The sequence below is a fragment of the Providencia sp. PROV076 genome (genome assembly GCF_028483405.1).
In the GTDB taxonomy this organism is placed as follows: domain Bacteria; phylum Pseudomonadota; class Gammaproteobacteria; order Enterobacterales; family Enterobacteriaceae; genus Providencia; species Providencia huaxiensis.
This window is the reverse complement of record NZ_JAMPRR010000019.1, coordinates 1-20234: the sequence shown is the minus strand read 5'-3', so window position 1 is coordinate 20234 and position 20234 is coordinate 1. Positions and strand designations below refer to the sequence as shown.

Annotated in this window: 20 protein-coding genes; 4 read left to right on the top strand and 16 right to left on the bottom strand. The window is 38.2% G+C overall.

The genetic code is table 11. The features are described from left to right. Positions 1–257 precede the first annotated feature (257 nt). From PSF67_RS13525 to PSF67_RS13495, 7 genes are all read right to left on the bottom strand, one after another. Positions 258–491 (bottom strand): putative hemolysin, encoded by a 234-nt coding sequence (locus PSF67_RS13525; protein ID WP_102140651.1) that lies wholly within the window; start codon positions 489–491, stop codon positions 258–260. A 421-nt stretch (positions 492–912) separates the two neighbouring features. Then, positions 913–1122, bottom strand: coding sequence for a hypothetical protein (locus PSF67_RS13520; RefSeq protein WP_102140652.1), 210 nt, complete (start codon positions 1120–1122; stop codon positions 913–915). A gap of 322 nt (positions 1123–1444) precedes the next feature. After that, on the bottom strand, positions 1445–1567 hold the full coding sequence (locus PSF67_RS13515) for a hypothetical protein (protein WP_256372924.1): 123 nt from the start codon (positions 1565–1567) through the stop codon (positions 1445–1447). Positions 1568–1598: 31 nt separating this feature from the next. After that, entirely contained in the window at positions 1599–2042 is a 444-nt protein-coding gene (locus tag PSF67_RS13510; protein WP_102140653.1) for a YcgN family cysteine cluster protein, read from the bottom strand. Between the two features lie 20 nt (positions 2043–2062). Continuing rightward, positions 2063–2719, bottom strand: coding sequence for a fumarylacetoacetate hydrolase family protein (locus tag PSF67_RS13505; protein WP_102140654.1), 657 nt, complete (start codon positions 2717–2719; stop codon positions 2063–2065). 19 nt (positions 2720–2738) lie between these two features. Then, positions 2739–3827 carry a lytic murein transglycosylase gene (locus tag PSF67_RS13500; RefSeq protein ID WP_231068996.1) on the bottom strand — a complete coding sequence of 363 codons (1089 nt, stop codon included), beginning with the start codon at positions 3825–3827 and terminating at the stop codon, positions 2739–2741. Between the two features lie 48 nt (positions 3828–3875). Further along, positions 3876–4145 (bottom strand): YcgL domain-containing protein, encoded by a 270-nt coding sequence (locus tag PSF67_RS13495; protein WP_102140656.1) that lies wholly within the window; start codon positions 4143–4145, stop codon positions 3876–3878. Positions 4146–4274: 129 nt separating this feature from the next. Here PSF67_RS13495 and minC point away from each other — a divergent pair, with 129 nt between their 5' ends. Genes minC through minE form a run of 3 tightly spaced genes read left to right on the top strand, consistent with a single transcriptional unit; the run spans position 4275 to position 6103 of the window. Continuing rightward, positions 4275–4976 (top strand): septum site-determining protein MinC, encoded by a 702-nt coding sequence (minC, locus tag PSF67_RS13490; RefSeq protein WP_102140657.1) that lies wholly within the window; start codon positions 4275–4277, stop codon positions 4974–4976. 23 nt (positions 4977–4999) lie between these two features. Beyond that, complete coding sequence (gene minD, locus PSF67_RS13485) at positions 5000–5815, top strand: septum site-determining protein MinD (RefSeq protein WP_125894818.1); 816 nt, start codon at positions 5000–5002, stop codon at positions 5813–5815. 3 nt (positions 5816–5818) lie between these two features. Then, positions 5819–6103, top strand: a complete 285-nt coding sequence (gene minE, locus PSF67_RS13480) for a cell division topological specificity factor MinE (RefSeq protein WP_102140659.1) — start codon at positions 5819–5821, stop codon at positions 6101–6103. Between the two features lie 88 nt (positions 6104–6191). On the opposite strand, the gene PSF67_RS13475 is transcribed toward minE, so the two are convergent. From PSF67_RS13475 to PSF67_RS13435, 9 genes are all read right to left on the bottom strand, one after another. Next, entirely contained in the window at positions 6192–6956 is a 765-nt protein-coding gene (locus PSF67_RS13475) for a TonB family protein (protein ID WP_272677081.1), read from the bottom strand. A 67-nt stretch (positions 6957–7023) separates the two neighbouring features. Next, on the bottom strand, positions 7024–10035 hold the full coding sequence (locus PSF67_RS13470; protein WP_272677080.1) for a TonB-dependent receptor domain-containing protein: 3012 nt from the start codon (positions 10033–10035) through the stop codon (positions 7024–7026). Between the two features lie 18 nt (positions 10036–10053). Continuing rightward, positions 10054–11466 (bottom strand): surface lipoprotein assembly modifier, encoded by a 1413-nt coding sequence (locus PSF67_RS13465; RefSeq protein ID WP_272677079.1) that lies wholly within the window; start codon positions 11464–11466, stop codon positions 10054–10056. A gap of 87 nt (positions 11467–11553) precedes the next feature. Next, positions 11554–12297: a Slam-dependent surface lipoprotein gene (locus PSF67_RS13460; RefSeq protein ID WP_272677078.1), complete on the bottom strand. Its 744-nt coding sequence runs from the start codon at positions 12295–12297 to the stop codon at positions 11554–11556. A gap of 436 nt (positions 12298–12733) precedes the next feature. Continuing rightward, a complete protein-coding gene (gene rnd / locus PSF67_RS13455) occupies positions 12734–13855 on the bottom strand; it encodes a ribonuclease D (RefSeq protein ID WP_272677180.1) in 1122 nt (373 codons plus the stop codon). Between the two features lie 85 nt (positions 13856–13940). Continuing rightward, the gene (gene fadD / locus PSF67_RS13450) at positions 13941–15629 is read right to left on the bottom strand and encodes a long-chain-fatty-acid--CoA ligase FadD (protein WP_272677077.1); all 1689 of its coding nucleotides are present in this window, start codon (positions 15627–15629) and stop codon (positions 13941–13943) included. 429 nt (positions 15630–16058) lie between these two features. Beyond that, positions 16059–16661 carry a Slp family lipoprotein gene (locus PSF67_RS13445; RefSeq protein WP_102140665.1) on the bottom strand — a complete coding sequence of 201 codons (603 nt, stop codon included), beginning with the start codon at positions 16659–16661 and terminating at the stop codon, positions 16059–16061. A gap of 247 nt (positions 16662–16908) precedes the next feature. Next, complete coding sequence (gene tsaB, locus PSF67_RS13440) at positions 16909–17607, bottom strand: tRNA (adenosine(37)-N6)-threonylcarbamoyltransferase complex dimerization subunit type 1 TsaB (RefSeq protein WP_272677076.1); 699 nt, start codon at positions 17605–17607, stop codon at positions 16909–16911. A 94-nt stretch (positions 17608–17701) separates the two neighbouring features. Continuing rightward, on the bottom strand, positions 17702–19627 hold the full coding sequence (locus tag PSF67_RS13435) for an ATP-dependent DNA helicase (protein WP_272677075.1): 1926 nt from the start codon (positions 19625–19627) through the stop codon (positions 17702–17704). 151 nt (positions 19628–19778) lie between these two features. Here PSF67_RS13435 and PSF67_RS13430 point away from each other — a divergent pair, with 151 nt between their 5' ends. Then, the gene (locus PSF67_RS13430; protein ID WP_102140284.1) at positions 19779–20126 is read left to right on the top strand and encodes a RidA family protein; all 348 of its coding nucleotides are present in this window, start codon (positions 19779–19781) and stop codon (positions 20124–20126) included. Positions 20127–20234 lie beyond the last annotated feature (108 nt).

The following is a 20234-nucleotide window of genomic DNA, read 5'->3' as shown; positions in this document are numbered from 1 at the left end:
ATCCATATGAGGCCATCAAAATATCGCAAAAAAGCCTTATGATGTGTCTACTAAGTATTTTACATGTATATAAACATAGTTATCTCGTTGATCAAACTATGAAAACACACTTAACACTGGCAGTTATACTGGATAATAGTAATATCGGCTAATTTCAAGAAATGATTAATATAGAATAGAAAAATTATTAGAGGGGAACTACAGCAAAAATCTCACAAAATATTTCTGCTGATGGCAGTTAAGAGGTGAAAGATTGACTAGTGTTTGTTCTGGCGGTATAGAGCCCATTCTTCTACTCTTTCACCTGATGGTAAAATACAGTACCCTACTTGCCCATCCGCTGTATTTTCAATTTCTACTGTCCCCCCAATTTGCTCACAATATACTGATGCAGGATTTGCTATGCCTACACTCTTTGACTCCATTTCAGTTTCATTGGAAACACATCCAGAAATAATAGCCAAACCAGCTAACACAAGTATTTTTTTCATAAGAAATATTCTCTAGGTTAAATTAAAATATTTATTTATTATAACTGAGTGAAACTAATATAAACTCAATTTTATTCGAAAATAAAACAATATCGCATTAAGTGTTCAATATTATATCAGCAACGGCTAATAAATTACTTTAGCCTAAAATTCTTTATCATTATCAGCTATTTATTACTTCAACACCCTAAAAAATATGATTTATTTCATTACTTACTTGTTACTGCTTGTCTTAGTTTTATCTGGTTTAGCATACTGGAGCTTGTCAGCATTATTACCTAGAGCTTTTGCTATCAGCTACTTTATTTATTTTTAAGAGTAATTATTGGTGTTCTGCTTATATCTATCAATATCTGGATTATATTAACCATATTAGCTAACGTATTATGACCATCCGTCTATTGGCAAGACATCCCCCATTTTACTTGCGTCGTTTATTGTCAAATAGGACAATTAGAACGCCAAAAAATGCGACTAACAAACTACCAATGATATAATTCTGTCTATCAAATGCCAGTCCTGTATCTTTCACACTCTCCCCATATACAATAGGAATGCTGACATCCATATTGTAAGAAATAATTGCAGTAACGAGACCAATAATTGTGAGCACCACCCCAAATGTTTTCATTTCTATCCCCTTATGTCGCTTTTACCAAAACAGATTAGCCAAGTATTTTGAGAAAAGCAAAATGAGAAGTCACAAATTATAATATTTTCTTAAATGAAAACTTTGCAGCTTAGCCTATAACGCGTAAGAATTAGTGGGTGGACAGTTTTAAAGATAGATTTTCATATACTCAAACTTTATGTCAGGAACGATAATATTAGAGGGTTAACATCGAGTATTTATTAGAAATAATTCTTATTATTAATAACGCAAATAACCACACCCAGTCTGAGTGTGATTATTATTACTATTTATTTTCGTATAAAACAGCATGATACCGCGATTAAAATGTATAGACCATCATCAATGCAGCTTGGCTAAATTTTTCAAAAAAAGAGAATATTGCAGGCAAAATGGCAATATTTAAAATGGCAAATAAGCCTACTGTTGGCAAAGATATTTCCATAATGATTTACTGTATATTTGAGATATTACTACTAGCCTCTTCCTATCATGGGTCTATTCATTATATGTTCCTCCCAATCCACCACGTCAATTTCTCTAACAGCAATATGACGAACAGACACACCTTCATTATGCATTGCCGCTTTAGATCCTGTTTTTAATGGGTGCCAGGCAGGAAGAGATTTTCCTTCTAATAACAAACGGTAAGCGCAAGTACTTGGCAACCATTCAAATGTTTCTAAGTTATAACGGTTAAGCTTTATGCAATCCGCTTCATAGCTGAAGCGGTCTTCATAATGCTTACACTGGCAAGTTTTTAAATTTAGCTGATTACAGGCGACATTAGTAAAATAGATTTCATCTGTATCTTCATCCATTAATTTGTGCAAGCAGCATTGCCCGCAACCATCACAGAGAGATTCCCATTCTTCATCTGTCATCTCATCTAAAGTTTTAACTTGCCAGAACTGCGACATAATACTTATTAATCCTATACTTAAATAACCCGTGTAGTCAGCGAGTGATCATTAATTGATAATTTTAGCATATCACCAGAAGCTAATGGGCCAACACCTTCAGGTGTTCCCGTTAAGATGACATCCCCTGCTCGTAATGTAAAAAAGCGGGACATATAGCTAATCAGCGGTAAAATTGGTGTGATCATATCACGCGTCGAGCCCTCTTGGCGAACTTCACCATTAATTTCCAGTGAAAGCTGAACATTTTGTAAGTCATTCGGGCTACTAACAGGAATAAAACCGGAAATTGGGCATGAACCATCAAATGATTTGCTTTTTTCCCATGGCTGACCTGCTTTTTTAAATTTAGCTTGCAAATCACGTAAGGTTAAATCCAATGCAACTGCATAACCTGCAATAGAGCGTGATACGCGGTCTTCATCTGCATTTTTTAATGGCATACCAATTAAAATCGCCATCTCAATTTCATGATGCACAGCACCAAAATCTTTTGGAATAACAATTGATTGAGTAATATCACACAAAGCAGTCTCTGGTTTAATAAAAATAACGGGTTCTTCTGGTGTCGCAGACCCCATCTCTTTTATATGCTTTGCGTAATTACTACCAACACAAACAACTTTATTTGCAGGGAAATCAAGTAACGCACCTTGCCAGTCACGATGTTGATACATAATAGTACTCCTATTATCGTTATTGTATTTTATTAGTGATACCATCTGCCATCATGCATACACTCAATGCAAAATAATATGAGCGGTTCCAATGCATAATGGTACGGAAATTTTCAGTCACTAAAAATGCTCTACCTTCAGGATCATCAGGGATAACCACCCAGGTTTTTACGTCTGAAGATAATTGAGCAAATGCAGGTAATGTAACGCCTAACTCTTGCCATTCACGAACAGATTTCCCTTGTTCCGCTTTTACGCCTTCCAACGTTTTATTAAAACCTGTGGGTAAATTAACTTGGTAGCCCCATGGTAATTGAGCTTGCCAACCTTCTGTTGATAAATAATTAGCAATAGATGCAAACACATCTGATTTATTATTCCAGATGTCCATTTTACCATCACCATCGCCATCTGCTGCGTAAGACAAATAAGAGGTTGGCATAAATTGGCTTTGGCCCATGGCACCAGCCCATGAACCTTTGAGCTGTTGATCTTCTGGAATATAACCTTTGTCCATTATCTCAAGTGCAGCTAATAATTGCTTGCTAAAAAGCGCTTCTCTACGGCCTTCAAATGAAAGTGTTGCAAGTGCAGAAACAACATCTTCTTTACCTTGCGAGCGCCCAAAACCACTTTCTAATCCCCATAACGAAACAATGAACTGAGGTGGGACGCCATATTTATCACTGATAGCATCTAGAGTGGATTTATTTTCTAAATATTTGTTATAGCCAGCATTGATACGCGATTGTGGGAGTACATTTTTTAGATAGCTTGCTAACGTAACCGTCGCCCTTTTCTCTGGTTGGCCTTTATCAGCTTTCACAACACGCTCAATAAAATGAATATTAGCAAAAGCGCGTTCAATGGTGGCAGGTTTAATTCCCTGAGCAATAGCATGTTCTTTCAGTAATTCCACATAAGCAGGAAATTGTGATGGTTCACGTTGTTCAATAGGGAATGCTTTATCTAAAGCAGCGACTTCTTGAGCTATAGCCGCATTTTGTTCTGCGGTAATCGGGTGAGTAACAACTGATTCATTCCGTGTTGCAGAACAACTTGTTAAAAATAAGCCAGCGACTAATGTATATAATAACGTTGGTTTCATTCGTCTCCTCCAGACTATCTTTGCTTTTCAGGATTTTCTTAATTTGCTTTAGTTATTCAGTTCTTTATGTTCTGAAAGCAAATCCTCCACCGGAGGTGGGAATTGTAAGTAATAACCAACTTCTAAGAGGTCTAATTTAACCTTTGCCAAGTCAGCATTGGCGAGCCTTTCACGCTTATCTAATGAGATAAGCATGGCAAATTGAGGTGTTCCAAATTGAGCTAATAATTCATCAGGAACACGTGAAAAATCATCTTTCTTCTCAATATAAAGATAAGTTTGGTCACGCTTAGGGCTTCTATAAATTGCACAAATCATTATATTTAACTCTTTTTCTTAGTTCATTAGCTTGCTTGAAGTATATAGTAACTATAACATGCTATTGTTTTACAGAATATCTTCACCCGAGGATTGTTTCGGAAATTTTAATTTGCTGAGTCTGGATAGATGCCACAATCGCCAATAGAACTTAAAGGCAGCAGTTTTACTCTTTCAGTTATTCACTTATACAGTGAAGAGCCTAAACTCATCAAAAAAGCGCTGCAAGATAAAGTAAATCAGGCTCCTGATTTCTTTAAAAATGCCCCTGTCGTGATTAACATTGCTGAATTATCCCCAAATGCCGATTTACAGAGTATTCATAAATCTGTTATTTCTGCGGGATTACGTATTGTAGGGATCAGTGGATGTACTGACCCACAGATACGGCAAAAAGCAAACGATGCGGGTTTACCGATATTAAATGAAGGTAAAAGTCAAAAGCCTGTTGAAATTCAGCCTGAACCTCAGACTGCTACAGTTCAAACTGAACCTTTATATCGTAAAACTCGCATTATCAATACTCCTGTTCGTTCTGGGCAACGTATTTATGCACCAAATAGTGATCTGATCGTCACAAGCAATGTTAGTGCAGGTGCAGAACTGTTAGCAGATGGTAATATCCATATTTATGGCGTGATGCGAGGCCGTGCTTTAGCTGGAGCCTCTGGTGATATTGAAAGTCAGATTTATTGTACTCATTTGCAAGCTGAGCTGGTCTCAATTGCCGGTGAATATTGGCTGAGCGATCAAATCCCTGCTGAATTTCTCGCCAAAGCAGCTAAACTTTGTTTAGTTGATAATAAACTTAACATCGAATATTTAAATTAGACCTTATTTACAAGGAATTATTCATGGCACGCATAATTGTAGTGACTTCAGGTAAAGGTGGCGTTGGTAAAACCACTTCAAGCGCGGCCATAGCTACTGGCCTGGCACAAAAAGGGAACAAAACGGTAGTGATCGATTTTGATATCGGCCTACGTAACCTTGACCTTATCATGGGGTGTGAACGTCGAGTAGTCTATGACTTCGTAAACGTTATTCAAGGTGATGCAACCCTTAATCAGGCTTTAATCAAAGATAAGCGCACCGAAAATTTATTCATTTTACCTGCTTCACAAACACGCGATAAAGACGCGTTAACTCGCGAAGGCGTTGGCAAAATTCTTGACGAATTGAGTGATGACCTTGGTTTCGATTTTATTGTTTGTGATTCCCCTGCGGGTATTGAAAGTGGTGCCTTAATGGCACTCTATTTTGCTGATGAAGCCATTATTACTACCAATCCAGAAGTTTCTTCCGTTCGTGACTCTGACCGTATTTTAGGTATTTTAGCGTCAAAATCACGTCGCGCAGAAAAAGGCGATACGCCAATTAAAGAACACTTATTATTGACACGCTATAACCCTGGACGTGTAACTCGTGGCGATATGCTAAGCATGGAAGATGTCCTCGAGATCCTCTGTATTCCTTTGATTGGCGTTATTCCTGAAGACCAATCTGTACTGCGCTCTTCTAACCAAGGTGAGCCGGTCATTTTAGATACAGAATCTGATGCAGGCCAAGCCTATGATGATTGTGTTGCGCGTATTTTAGGTGAAGATCGCCCTATCCGTTTCATTGAAGAAGAGAAAAAAGGTTTCTTAAAACGCCTATTTGGGGGGTAAATAATGGCTTTATTGGATTTCTTTCTGTCGAGAAAAAAAACGACAGCGAATATCGCAAAAGAGCGATTACAAATCATCGTCGCTGAACGTCGCCGTGGTGATAGTGAGCCCCCATATCTTGCTGATATGAAACGCGATATTTTGCAGGTTATCTGTAAATATGTGCAAATTGACCCTGAAATGTTGTCATTGCAATTTGAACAAAAAGACGATGATATTTCTGTTTTGGAATTAAATGTCACACTTCCTGAAGGTGATGAAATTAAAACCACGACAGTAGAAAAATAATTCGCAAAGAAGCCGCTATACATTATGGCGGCTTGCTTTTTTACTATGTAATTTGCCCTGATTAGCCAGAAGTTATGTTTTAATCCTTTTATAGCTTAAATTTAATTTCCAACGTGTGCTGTTTTCTTAGACCTTCCGGTGGCACTCCAACAGAGCGGCTCTTTAGTGTTGCAGCTAATGCGGCTTCGTCCAGTTGAACATGCATAGAAGACTTTTCAATACTCACCTTTGTGATCTCCCCCAATGGCGTAAGCGTAAAATTCACCAGAACCGTTCCTTGAACATTGGTATTTCTCGCTTTTCTTGGGTAACGTTTATGTCGTTCAATTTCACTACGTAGTTTATCAATATAACTTTGGTAGTTTGAATCTGTTGCGTTTCCTACCGAGGTCGTCCTTTGTGCTCCCGCTTGGCCTGCTGCATAAGATTGGCTATCGTTTTTACCTACACGCTGTTCTTGTTTTACATTATCACTTTTTTTTTCCTGTTCTTTCTGCTTAATCACTTTTTTATTTGGCTGTTTTTGTTCTTTTTTCTCGATAATTTTTTTTTGTTTTTCTGACGCTTTATTTTCATCACTATGCGTATTTTTTTTATTAGCAACTTTAATTACAGCATTTTCATTTTGTTGTGACTCTGCAAGTAAGCCTCCCACTAGCTTATTATTTAATGTGACGTCATTTGTTTGTTTTTCAATTACATTTTGTGTCAATGCAACAGAGACGATAGCCGCATATATTGGCGTGTAAATTTGTGCAGAGCGTGTTTTCTCTATATTTAAACAATAAAAAACGATGCCAAAATGAAATAATAAAGAAACCATCACAGCAAAATTAAAACGTAAAGTAATCATTTTAATATCCCTAATAGCCCCCTCACCAATACATAAATGCAACAGTATCAGCGAAGGGGGATCCTTTTTAGAAACGACTGGTGATATTGAAACGCACAGTCCTACCCGGTGCAGGCATCATACTGCGGGTTAATGGGTCTATATAATATTCATCAAATAAATTGGTGGCTAATAATTCAAATGCTAGGTCTTTATTAAACTGATAATTAACATAAGCATCAGCGGTAAAAACAGCATTCCAACTCATCGGGTCATTGTTTAATGGCGCATACTGGTACGGGTATTTATCCATCATTTCCGCTTCATCTTCATTTTTTGCTTTGCTGTGATAACGCAAACGACTCCCCACTTCTAAACGTTCATCTAAGAAACGCAGACCAAGGTTGGCATGGATGCTGTACTTAGGCTGCAGTTGAGTACGCAAATAGCCACCAGGGAACCCTGCTGTTGTACACTCTGAGCCACCAAATTTGTTATAGGGGTCCATTACCATCAGTGAAACTTCATCACAAACCTCATTTTTCAAGCGGTAATCCACACCTAAGTCACCGAATACCCAGCCATTATCATAACGCGCCAACAGTTCCAAACCGGCCGTATTATGTTTATCAACCTGCGTAAAGACTAATCTGTCGTTCCTATCAAATGCGTTTGTGACAACCGTGTTATAGTAGTTTATGCGTAAATCAGCATGGTTTTCTGCTGCGACGAGACCTTGGAAATTACGCACATATCCCAGTTCTATCGTATGGCTGCGTTCTGGCAAATAAACCGGTGGTGTGTAATTCGGCTCTCTTCCCCCCGAAAAACCAATAGTGTCTTCAAAGATACTTGGCATCCTAACGGTTTCTAAATAACGCCCAAATATTCGATCGTTCTCTGTTAAGTAAATTGTTGCCCCTAATGCCGGAGCCCAAGCTGATTCTTCATTTCTTTTCGGCGATTTAAATTTTTGTTTATTGGAATATTTCACTTCATCATACCCGTTATTAGTAATATCTGCTTTTCGGTATTTTTTTGCTTTTAAGCCTGTTACGGGGTCAATTATTTCTTCTTTTAAATCAATCTCGCCGTTATAGAATGGATTATTTTTTCGTATAAACCGGTTATTTTCATCCACCTTCCATTTTACTATATTGTTTCTTTCTGTAATTCTAAACTCTGAATTTTTTCTATTTACATCCATTCGATAACGAGCATACATTAATGAATCTGCTTTCATATTTAGTGCTTTTTCGATAAAAATTCGCCTTTCATAAGGTCTTTCTGCTGTATCTTTAAATGTCTTCCCTTTATCATCAACATACTCTTGTATGACTTGGTACTCTTTCTCACTTAATACACGAGAGAGTCGAAAATTTCTCGCCGTTATATGGCTATAAGGTGCATAATTTATATCTTTAGCCACAATGCGTCTCTCTTTTAATAAATCCCTTGACCAGTAGCTAATATATTGAGCGCCTGCATTCAGACTTAACCAATCAGTAGGCTGCCAATCAAAGCGAATAGTCCCATTATATTCCCGACGTTTACCTTCCCTAGGGATAGCTCGGAACATGTTACCCTTTGGGCTAGAATCCGAATTAAAGATATCTTCACGGCTACCAATGGTTTCATCAATTAAGCTCCCCATTAACGTTACTTTAAATTCAGGTGTAATTTGAAATTTATTAGATAATGAAACACCATAGCGATCGTTTAGTTGGTTTAATTTAATCCCATCAACTAAGGTGCCATTGATAGCAGGATTTTTAGCTACATTTTTATCTCGACCAAATTCATAATTCCAATCCCTTTCCATTGGTTCCCTAGGTTGGCCACCTGCGGTATTTGAATTTAAATCCGTTTTTGTCAACCAATAGCCTAATCGAAAGTCAATCCAACCAATGGACTCAGGTTTGAACGAATAATTGGCGTAAAAAGTATTTAGCGCCAAGTTAGCTAAAGGCCATTGTGGAATTTTTCCCTCTAAATCATGATACCGAATTTGCGATGGCATGATTTCGCCATAATGACTTGATGTATGCATATAACCAAGGGATAAGTCCTGTGAATTAGGTAGCATCACGTTTAATTTAGCCAACAATGTCGACATTTCATTTGATGTATTCGCCACCTCTTTGTTTGGCCCATAAATCCTAGCAACGAAGGGCATATATGGGTCTATCGCTTTATTTGGGCTATTAGGGTCATAAGTAATGATGTCGTCATAAAATTTACCCGCCCCTCGGCGCCCAGCAAAATAATTACCTTGGTTGCGATAGCTGTATGCCAGCATCAAATCAAACTTTTCTTGCCGTGTCCCAATGGCAATACGCGCTGCGTTATCTTGCAGATTAAAGAAATTAGCGTTACCTTTACTCCGAGGATCAACAAGCATTTCGTGATCTTTAAAATAAATCCCACGAAATTTCTGCATGTCTAACGTATTCAATAGCCGCTTATCATCACGGTAATCTATACCGTGGCTTAATTGATTAACCCTCGGTTTTGTCGAGTTACTCGATGTTTCTAATTTAATATCAAAACCAAACTTGCTGTATTTATCCACAACGTCATCAATGCCTAGCGTTGTTATGGCAACTCCACCGCCTGTCGATGTACGTACATTGCGGTCTAGCGTTGCACTTTTCATTACCTTAATGCTACTAATCATATTCGGGTCGATATAGTTACGATTATTCGCGCCATTATAACCACGCCAAACAGTGATAGCTTGCTCTGTACCATCTACAGTCACCGGGACACGCCCTTGCCCCTGTATCCCTCGTACATTGGGGTCTATTGCCCCGCTATTACGGGCGTCACCACTATATACCCCTACTGCATGATTAATGGTGTCTGCAGGGTTAGTGCCTTTATAACGATCAATTTCTTCTTTACTAATATAAATATTTGACTCGTCTTTATCATATTGGTCATCCGCCCCTTTTCTATCACGCTCTTTGATAGTTGTTGCTTTATCATTAACTACAATAGAGCCAATATTTGCACTTTGTTGTCCATAGACTGAATTTGCAATACTGCCAATAGATAACCCTGTCGCGATATTAATGGCTATCACTGTTTTGATTTTCATTATCTGTTCCGGTGAAAATTAAAATTTCTTGGTGAAATTGACACCGACTTCACTTTGCTTAAAAGAATAAATAATATCTGCCGTGCTCTTATTCACTTGGCTATTAAAATAAATAGAAGGCGTAAAAGTTAATATCTTATTTTTATCAAACGTTAATTGGCTATTTAAATACCCATTATGATCTTTTCTTTTTACATTCAAAAATGCATCAAACCGTTCAAAGTTTGTTTGCTTATAACCTATTGCAATAAGTAGGTCACACAGTTCGGTTACTTTTAAAAAACCAGCTCTAACCCCATATTGTACATAGCTATCACTATCGTATTGCTTTTTCCTATTAGCTCCATAAAAACTGCCAAAAACCATTAATCGAGGGTTTATTAAATAGGTACCAGTAACTGAATAAACCCATTTATCGCCGTTATTAAAACTATACTTATAAGGGTAAGTTTTATTTTTATATTCAATATTACCTAACAAGGTCACCCGATGATTTAACGTGTATTCTGTCGCTATTTTTCCTCCTAGGCTTAAATTATAGTATTGGTTATCATACCATTTAGCCTCAAGGGTGGGCTGTATATGGAACGTTGTATTCGCGTTATCAAATTGATACTCCCCAGTAGCATATATATTTGTTTTTCTAACCGCGACTGTTTTCATTGGCTCTACCCCAACTATACCTAATGAGAGTACCGTTGAGTGGTTTCCTACTAGAGGAAAACGCTTTGATAATTTAGTATAATAATGCCACTTTCCACCAGCGATAGACTGGTTACTACTATTCATACATTTACGACGAAAACAGTACATCTCACGGCTATTTGATGCTTCATTTAAATTAAAATCATAACTTGAACCTAGCTTAATTGTACCTTGCCAATGATTTTTATTTTCTAAATCTATTATTTTATTTTTAATAAATTCAGTTAATCGAATTGATATTCTTCCTTTATATTTTGTTTTTATATTTTGATATATTGACAATGCTGATTCATAATGTTTAACATAGATTAGTGCTTGTGCAAATTTTAACTCAACCAACAACATATTAGGTTTGTGAATCAAAATCTCATTATATAGGCTAATTGCTAAATCATACTGCTTATTTAACATTGCCTTCTCAGAATGAATGTATTTAACCAATTCTTTATCGTGGTCTTTGTGGTTAACGTAATTACCAATAATTCCATTTATTTTATCGAAATCTTTTTTCTGAATGAGATCATAAAGAATAAAACCAAGTTCGTCGATATTTTTTTTACTATATTTAATATTATTTATTTCTGATTGAAGTTTTTCGTTACTATAATCTTTTAAATTACCGATAACTCCTCCTTTTAGCTCTTGAGCTGACAATACCGAAGGAAGAGAAAAAAATAATAATAAACTCAAATATATTAAATCTGTTTTTTTATTAAAAATTAACATGATTAGGCTACCATTTTAATGACAAAAATAAAAAAGTAGACAAAATCACTTTTGCCTACTTTTTTTAGCTTATTATATGTTCAGTAATTATTCGTCTTTCTGGCCACCAAATGCCGTGTCTAACTCACGGTTATTCTCATAAGAGAGAATACCCGCCACTTGTTCTGCATTATCCCCAAAGAGTTGCCCCATACTATCACCTTGGTGTATTCCATTGGCAATGGCAGTACCGCTAAATTTACCGTCTTCTTTAATATCCCCCGCCATGGAGTGGCTATTCGTTCCTTCTAATGAACCTGTATATGATTTATCTGTAAAATCAGCATTAAACCAACCCGTCTGTTTTGCTTCACCTGCAAACTGGTTAATACCCGCTATAGTATAAGTCGCTTGGCCACTGGTTGGCACTTCTGTCGTTGCATTTTCACCGGAGAAATAAACCGTGTGCATTGCGTCATCGGCTTCCCCAGTTTGTGACCAATCACCGAAATATACCTCAGCATCTGCAACCTGGCTAAATTGGAACTTACCCATTCCGCCGTGCGGGCTACCGCCACTTTCCAAAACATAAACATTGTCTGGCTTTTGCGTGACTAAGTTTTTTAAACCTGAAAATGAAATCGTTTTCCCATCTCTCATAAAGCGAGAACCGATACCCGGTGCACCAATACTACCGCCGTGTGGCCCCATGGTTGATTGGGTTTTATCAACAATAATATTTGTTTCATTATCTACGTAACTTAAGCTTTGCGCTGATTCCGTTTCTGCCATAACACCAACAGAGAATATAGAGAAAGATACTGCGACTGTAATTAGTGATAATTTTTTCATTTATTCACCCTCTTAAATAGAAGTTTGAATTAGGTTGGTTTATTAAAGGAACACATTAAATAAAAGATTACTCTTTCCTTTAATGCTCGAGATTCAGTATATAAAAATAATTTTCATTTACAAATGTAAGAAATATAATTCAACCTTTCATTATTAAAGCATTAAAATAAAATAACTTTTTATTTTTTAATTGGTTAATTAAAAACCCTGAAATAAGTGGTTTTATTTATTACTTTTTACATTAATAATTGATTTGATTTTTAAGACTAATTACAGTTTTTAATTAAAAAAACAAATAAACATATTTAAAAACAAATAAGATATATGTTTTTATAAGTTTATTGAATGAATAATGGAGATAAAGATAAAGATAAAGATAAATAGACTCAGGTATTTAAATTAGGTACAAGGAGCACTCTTCTTGTACCTGAATGCATTATACGTTCGCTAATAACTTTGCGATGGGTTCTGCAAGTAACCGCCCTCTCCAGCCCGCCAACAGCTCAGGAGGTGTAGCCGAAGACTTTAATCCCCAATGAATAGACAGTAATTGGTTAATTTGCCGCCTAGAGGCCAATAGCTCTGCATTAAATTTTTCGTTTTCAGCAATATCTTTGACTACTGTTTTAATTTCTTTAAATACGCTTTTGTATTGGCTCTGTTCAGTAATATTCGACACAGGAGCTGGGTATTGGCTCTCATCGAGTTGTTTAGCTTGTTCGACAATTGATAATAAGCGCTTACCATGGCAACGAATTTCTTGCCCCGTTAAACCAAGCGCATCGAGTTCACCGAGCGAACCCGGTAAATAACGGGCGATCTTCCACAGGTGCTCTTCTTTTACCACAAAATTAACCGCCATATCGCGGGCTTTTGCTTGATTTAAACGCCATTGGGCTAATAATTGCAAACAGGCGAGCTGCTCATCACGTAGCTGCCATGCATTATGAATATTCATGTAGGCTTTTTCAGGCTTTAACGCTTTTTGCCGGCGGGCCACAACACGTTGGCACTCATCTTTAGCATCTTCCAAATAGCCCGCTTCAGTCACTTTTTCCATCAGAATTTCAGCTAATGGTAGTAAATACAGCACATCAGCAGCAGCATAATCACATTGTTTTTCACTCAGTGGGCGCGCAAGCCAGTCTGTCCGTGATTCACTTTTATCTAGTTCAATGCCTAAATGCTCAGCAACCAATGACGCAAAGCCACAAGAAATTGGATAACCTAAAAATGCCGCTACAATTTGTGTATCGATCATCGGCTCAGGAACACAATCAAAATCATGCATGAACACTTCAAGGTCTTCACTCCCTGCATGTAAAAATTTAAGTTGCGCAGAGTTCGTCAGAAGTGCTTTGAACGGGCTAAAATCCGTCATTAATAATGGATCAATTAACGAAACTTGTTTTCCATCATATAGTTGTAGCAAACCTAGTTGTGGGTAATATGTTCGGGTACGAACAAACTCGGTATCCAAAGCGAGCCATGGTGCATTACTCGCCTCTTGGCATACTTGGGCTAATTCGCTATCTGTAGTTACTAAACGATAATTCAAAACAAGTTTCTCTTTTTTTATTTTCATCACAATGACGCCGGCTAAAACCGGCGTCATCTATTCATAGTTTAAGACTGAACCACAATCATACTTGTGATTTTTCTCTTTGCAATTTTTCTTCATCACGTAGGTCTTTACGCAGAATTTTACCCACATTAGATTTTGGTAATTCATCACGAAATTCAAATATCTTAGGGACTTTATACGCGGTTAATGAACGACGGCAAAAGGTTTTTAGCTCATCACCCGTTAAATTCGCATTTTTCGTTACAACGAAAACTTTAACCGCTTCGCCGGTATTTTCACTTGGTACGCCAATTGCAGCACACTCTATAACATCAGGATGTGCAGAAATAACATCCTCGATTTCATTAGGATAGACGTTAAAACCCGAAACGATAATCATATCTTTTTTACGATCAACAATGCGGATATACCCTTCGCTATCTATTTCAGCGATATCCCCCGTTGCTAACCAACCATCCACTATCGTATCAGCGGTGGAATCAGGCCGGTTCCAATAGCCTTTCATGACTTGAGGACCTTTTACCCACATTTCACCTGGCTCACCAATAGCAACTTCATTGCCTTCATCATCAAGAAATTTAACATCTGTTGACGGAACAGGTAAACCAATACTTCCACTATAACTGGTTAAATTATAAGGATTACCGGTTACTAGTGGGGCACATTCTGTTAAACCATATCCTTCGAGTAAATGTTTTCCTGTGAGCTTTTGCCATTTTTCTGCAACTGCTTTTTGAACAGGCATGCCGCCGCCAACTGAAAGGCGTAAACGTGAAAAATCCAGTTTTTTAAACTCTTCATTGTGCAGCCATGCATTAAATAAGGTATTAACCCCCGTAATTGATGTAATGGGATAACGTCCTAATTGTTTTACGGTATCGGGCACATCTCTAGGGTTGGTAATCAATAAGTTAACGCCCCCTACAGTGATAAACAGTAAGCAGTTTACTGTCAATGCAAAAACGTGATACAGCGGTAACGCAGTGACAACAAATTCAGCGCCAAATTTCAATACAGGCCCGTAAGCTGCCCTTGCCTGCTCAATGTTTGCTAGCATGTTGCGATGAGTTAACATCGCTCCTTTAGCAACCCCCGTCGTTCCACCCGTATATTGCAAAAAGGCCAAGTCATCGCCAGTAATATTAGGTTTAATATATTGCATACGATAGCCATAATGCATGGCACGGCGAAAGGAGATCGCATCGGGTAAATTATATTTAGGGACTAAGCGTTTTACATATTTGACGACAAAATCAACAATTGTAGCTTTAGGGCGTGAAAGCTGGTCACCCATCCGAGTTAAAATGACGTGTTTCACTTTGGTATTGAAAACAATTTTTTCCAATGTATGCGCAAAATTCGACACAATGACAATTGCTGTTGCACCGCTATCATTTAATTGATGCTCTAATTCTCTTGGGGTATAAAGTGGGTTAACGTTTACGACAACCATACCTGCACGTAATATCCCAAACAAGGCTATCGGATATTGTAATAGGTTTGGCATCATTAACGCGACACGATCCCCTTTTTTAAGGCCAAGTCCATTTTGTAAGTAGGCAGCAAAAGCGCGGCTTCTCTCTTCAAGTTTCCGATAAGTCATCACCGCGCCCATGTTAATGAATGCAGGTTGGTCGGCAAATTGAGAGACCGCATTTTCAAGTAACTCTGCTAGAGAAGCGAAGCTATCAGGATTGATTTCTTCCGGCACATCAGCAGGGTAATTTTTTAGCCAGATTTTTTCCAAAATGTTACTCCTGAATTTAGTGAAGTTATTATACTCAACATCTCTTTTAACAAATTATTAACTCAGCGTACCAGTTTGAAAAACAGACAATGTCAAGGTTGAGAGGTCTATCACTAAATAAATTTTGTTCCTTCAAGAAAAAACTAGGCGGACTAAGCCGCCTAGTTTGTCTTAAATTAGTTAAACAGATGTAAATCTGTACAAGATTGCGCAATTATACATGATGTTACGTGATTTTTGGAGTGGTTATCTAGCCACTTAAGAAGGGATTTAGCCTATTACGTTAACCGAAGTCACTTTTATTGGAATTATATTTTAATTAATGTTTCTATTGCGTACTTTTATCTATTAACGCTTATTTGGATATTCTTTTTTGTGCTAGCAAAAAGGCCCTGCTATAAGCAGGGCCTTTAAACAGATACGGGAGTGTTATTCTGTTAAATAAGTTTGTACGGGTACTGGTCCCCCAGGGTAACCGTATCCATAACCATAACCCCATGGGTGATTATAAAAATATGGGTCTCCGTAATAACCATAACCCCACGGGCCAGATGGTGGGATCATAACACTTTGAGCAACATTCCAGCGTTGGAAACCAGTAACATCTAACGTGACGTACTTATAAGGAACTTGCCCTACTTTCCCTTGCTGCTCACCCGTGATTTTCCCCACTACAGTGATATAACGATTAGTAAAATCACTTGGTTCACGGAAGCCATTTAGATAAGCATAAATACGCCCAATAGAAGGCGCATTAAGTTCTGGCGCTGCATCATATTTATTTAATGCCATCACCGCAATTTCTAAACGTGTTCTTGCAGCTTCATTTTCAACGGCAAGGACTTTTCCACCAAAACGCGCCTCCTGACCAATATACATTTCAGGGGCATTTTGTACAGATGTTAAGTTATCTGTTGGGTTTTGAACCGAACCTTGAATTGAAGCTGGTATAGAAACACACCCTGTTAGTGCTAATACGCTTGCAACAAAAAGGCCTTTAAGTGCATTACGGCAGTTTAATTCAATATTCATAGACCACCTCCGATTAGCTATATTATAAATTCAGGTAATACAGTTTTAAATAGCATTTAGCAAACAAAAACACGATATGTTAAAAGTCGCCATAATAGTTCTATTACTGCCTAATAATACCCTAAATTATTAAATGATTCGATTTGTATTTTTTATAATCAATATTTGATTGGTTTTATGTTTAATATAAAAAAATTGGCTATATCACGAGATATAGCCAATTCGATATCAATTAACTTCCTGTATCTTATTCACGACCAGGCAATTTTTTCCATGTAACTTCATTACGTAAGTAAATCGGTTCGACATTTTCAACGGCAACCACTTTTCCCTGTTGCCATAATTGAGCTGCAATGGGTAACATATCTTGCGCATCAGGCAGCGTTATATGGCTGTTAGCTAATGTAGCTGATGCATTCAATAATGAAGGATAAGCTTCCCACCCTGTGCCTGCATAACCCCAACGCCCTGAAAGTTTGGCAAATTTACTTTCAAAATCATCGGGAAGTAAAACGGCTTCAGTGTCTTCACCTAGCCATCGACCTTCAGCTGTTCGCTGATATTGGGCACAATAGATTTCTGACATCCGTGCATCTATAGCCACTAATACCTGTTCATGGCCCTCAATACGAAAGGCGCCTTCTGCAAGTGTCATTAAAGAGGAAATGCCGATCATAGGCAAATTAGCCCCTAATGCTAGCCCTTGTGCGATCCCAACACCAATACGAACACCCGTGAAACTGCCAGGACCACGCCCAAAAGCCAATGCATCTAACTGGCTCAACCCCATTCCTGCTTCTGCAAGAACGTCCTCAACCATTGGTAAAATTTTTTGCGTGTGCTCGCGAGGAGAAATAGCAAAACGCGAAATAATGTCACCATCACTCCAAAGCGCGACTGAACAGGCTTCTGTTGCTGTATCAACAGCAAGAATACGACTCGACATGCCTAAACTCCGGCAAATTAATAGTTTTTGATTAAAAGATGCCGTTTATATTAGCACAAACGGCTGTAGGAATAGCAGAAAAACAAGATAGGATTTAGCTTGCTCTATCTGCTTCTTGCCTTTTTTCTTCAAGAAATGCAATTGCTTTTTGTATACTTCTTGTCCGTGGTGATGGCGGAAGGCTACGTAAAAAAACCTCACCATAAGGGCGAGTCACTAAACGGTTATCACAAATGACGATGACACCATAGTCACTGGTATCACGAATTAACCGGCCCACACCTTGTTTTAAAGTAATAACGGCATCGGGTAATTGAACATCCGAGAATGGATCTCCCCCCCGTAATTCACAATCTTCGATGCGGGCTCTTAATAACGGGTCATCCGGTGCCGTAAATGGGAGTTTATCAATAATGACACAAGTGAGTTCATCCCCTCGCACATCAACCCCTTCCCAGAAACTACTCGTCGCGACTAACACGGCATTCCCCGCTGAAATGAACTGAGACAATAGTTTATTCTTACTACTTTCCCCCTGCATTAAGACCGGCAATGTCAATGAAGATTTAAATTCTTCCGCCAATTCGCGCATCATCAGATGTGAGGTACATAAAAAGAAGCAGCGCCCCCGATTTTTTTCAATCATAGGTCGTAGCATTGTTGCCAATTTTTGTGCTAAACCTCGTTGATTGGGTTCTGGTAAAAAGCGAGGAACGCATAATAAAGTTTGGCTTTGATAATCAAATGGACTGGCTAATAATAACGTTTTTGCAGTAACTAAACCTAAACGGTCAGTGAAGTGATTTAGTTTCTCATTTACTGACAACGTCGCTGATGTAAATACCCAACTGGCCGGCGTACTTGCAATCATTTCACTGAATTTATCTGCAACCGTTAAGGGTGTTAGTGCCAATAAAAAATGGCGACCATAACTTTCAAACCAATAGCTGTAACCCGCAATTGTCACATCTTTTAAACGGTTTAAACGATTTCGGTATATTGTGACGCGCTCAAAAATAGAGTCTAAGCTCTGTGAGCGGCCTAAAGTGGTTTTAATCACTTCGTAACAAAGTTCAAGGGAATCATCAAGGAGCGTCAACGCCCTTTGTACTTCAGGACGTTTCAGTAAATCACGTAAATTGCCACGGAAACTGTTTTCACCCAAATTGAGCCGAAAGTCTAACGTGCTTTGCGTGAGTCTATCTGCACTTTTTTGTAGCTGCACTTGGTCTTTTAGCTCTGTTCGATAGGTCATAATCATATCGCGCGCCAGATCCAGCAATTGGCGACTACTAAGTTGCTGGCCAAAATATTGGCTGGCTATATCAGGAATTTGGTGCGCTTCATCAAAAATCATGACTTCTGCTTGGGGGATTAGCTCACCAAAACCTGTGTCTTTCACCACTCTATCAGCCATAAATAAGTGGTGATTCACAACAACAATATCGGCTTCTAATGCTTTGCGTCGTGCTTTTAAAACAAAACAGTCTTGATAACGCGGGCAATCACTGCCAAGGCAATTATCATTAGTGCTGGTTACCAATGGCCAAACTGAGCTATCTTCAGCGATATCATGGCAAGTACTTGTATCTCCTAGCTCAGATTCGATGGACCAACTGCGTAGCCTCACAACCGCTGACGATATCTCAGGCTCAAGACTACCACCCCCGAGGGATTGTTGGTCTAATCGCTCTAGACATAAATAATTCGAACGCCCTTTTAACAAGGCTGTGCGCCCAGTGTAATTCATGGCCTCAATAATTGTTGGTAAGTCCCGGTGATACAGTTGATCTTGTAAGGCCTTTGAGCCCGTTGAAACAATAACTTTTTTTCCGCTACGCAATGCAGGAACTAAATACGCATAAGTTTTTCCTGTTCCAGTACCAGCTTCCGCCACTAGCACATGCTGCTGCTCAATCGACTCGGTTACTGCGTTTGACATAGTAACTTGTGCTTCTCGAGGCTGAAAACCGGGAATTGTTCTGGCTAAAAAGCCATCCGCAGAAAAATCGTCGTGCACTACAAGACCTATTTATGAGTAATAATGAGGGCCCACACTTTACCATGAGTTTATTAACCCTGCTGAGGTAATTATTGTTTCGTTGAACAACTGATTTTCATCCTACCTACAAACTGTTATTCTTGAGCTACATGTATAATAAGGAATAATTATGACTATCAAACGCATTGACCCAGATAATCGTTGGTCGGAAGCTGTTATTCACAATGATGTAATTTACTACACCAGTGTTCCTGAAAACCTTGATGCTGACATTGTTGCCCAAACAGCAAACACGCTTGCAGCGATTGATGTCATGCTTGAGCGTGTTGGCTCAGACAAAAGTAAAATCCTTGATGCGACTATTTTTCTCGCTGATAAAGCCGATTTTGCAGGTATGAACCAAGCATGGGATGCATGGGTTGTTGCTGGAAGTGCGCCTGTCCGTTGTACTGTCCAAGCATTACTAATGAAGCCTGAATATAAAGTCGAAATTAAGATTGTTGCTGCAATTGATTGATTAGGCAAATTTTAACTTAATTGAAATGGGCGCCAGTTATGAGCGCCCATTTTATTTTGAATAGCTATAATTTGAGAATATAACTAATTACATAAGTATGCGACTAGA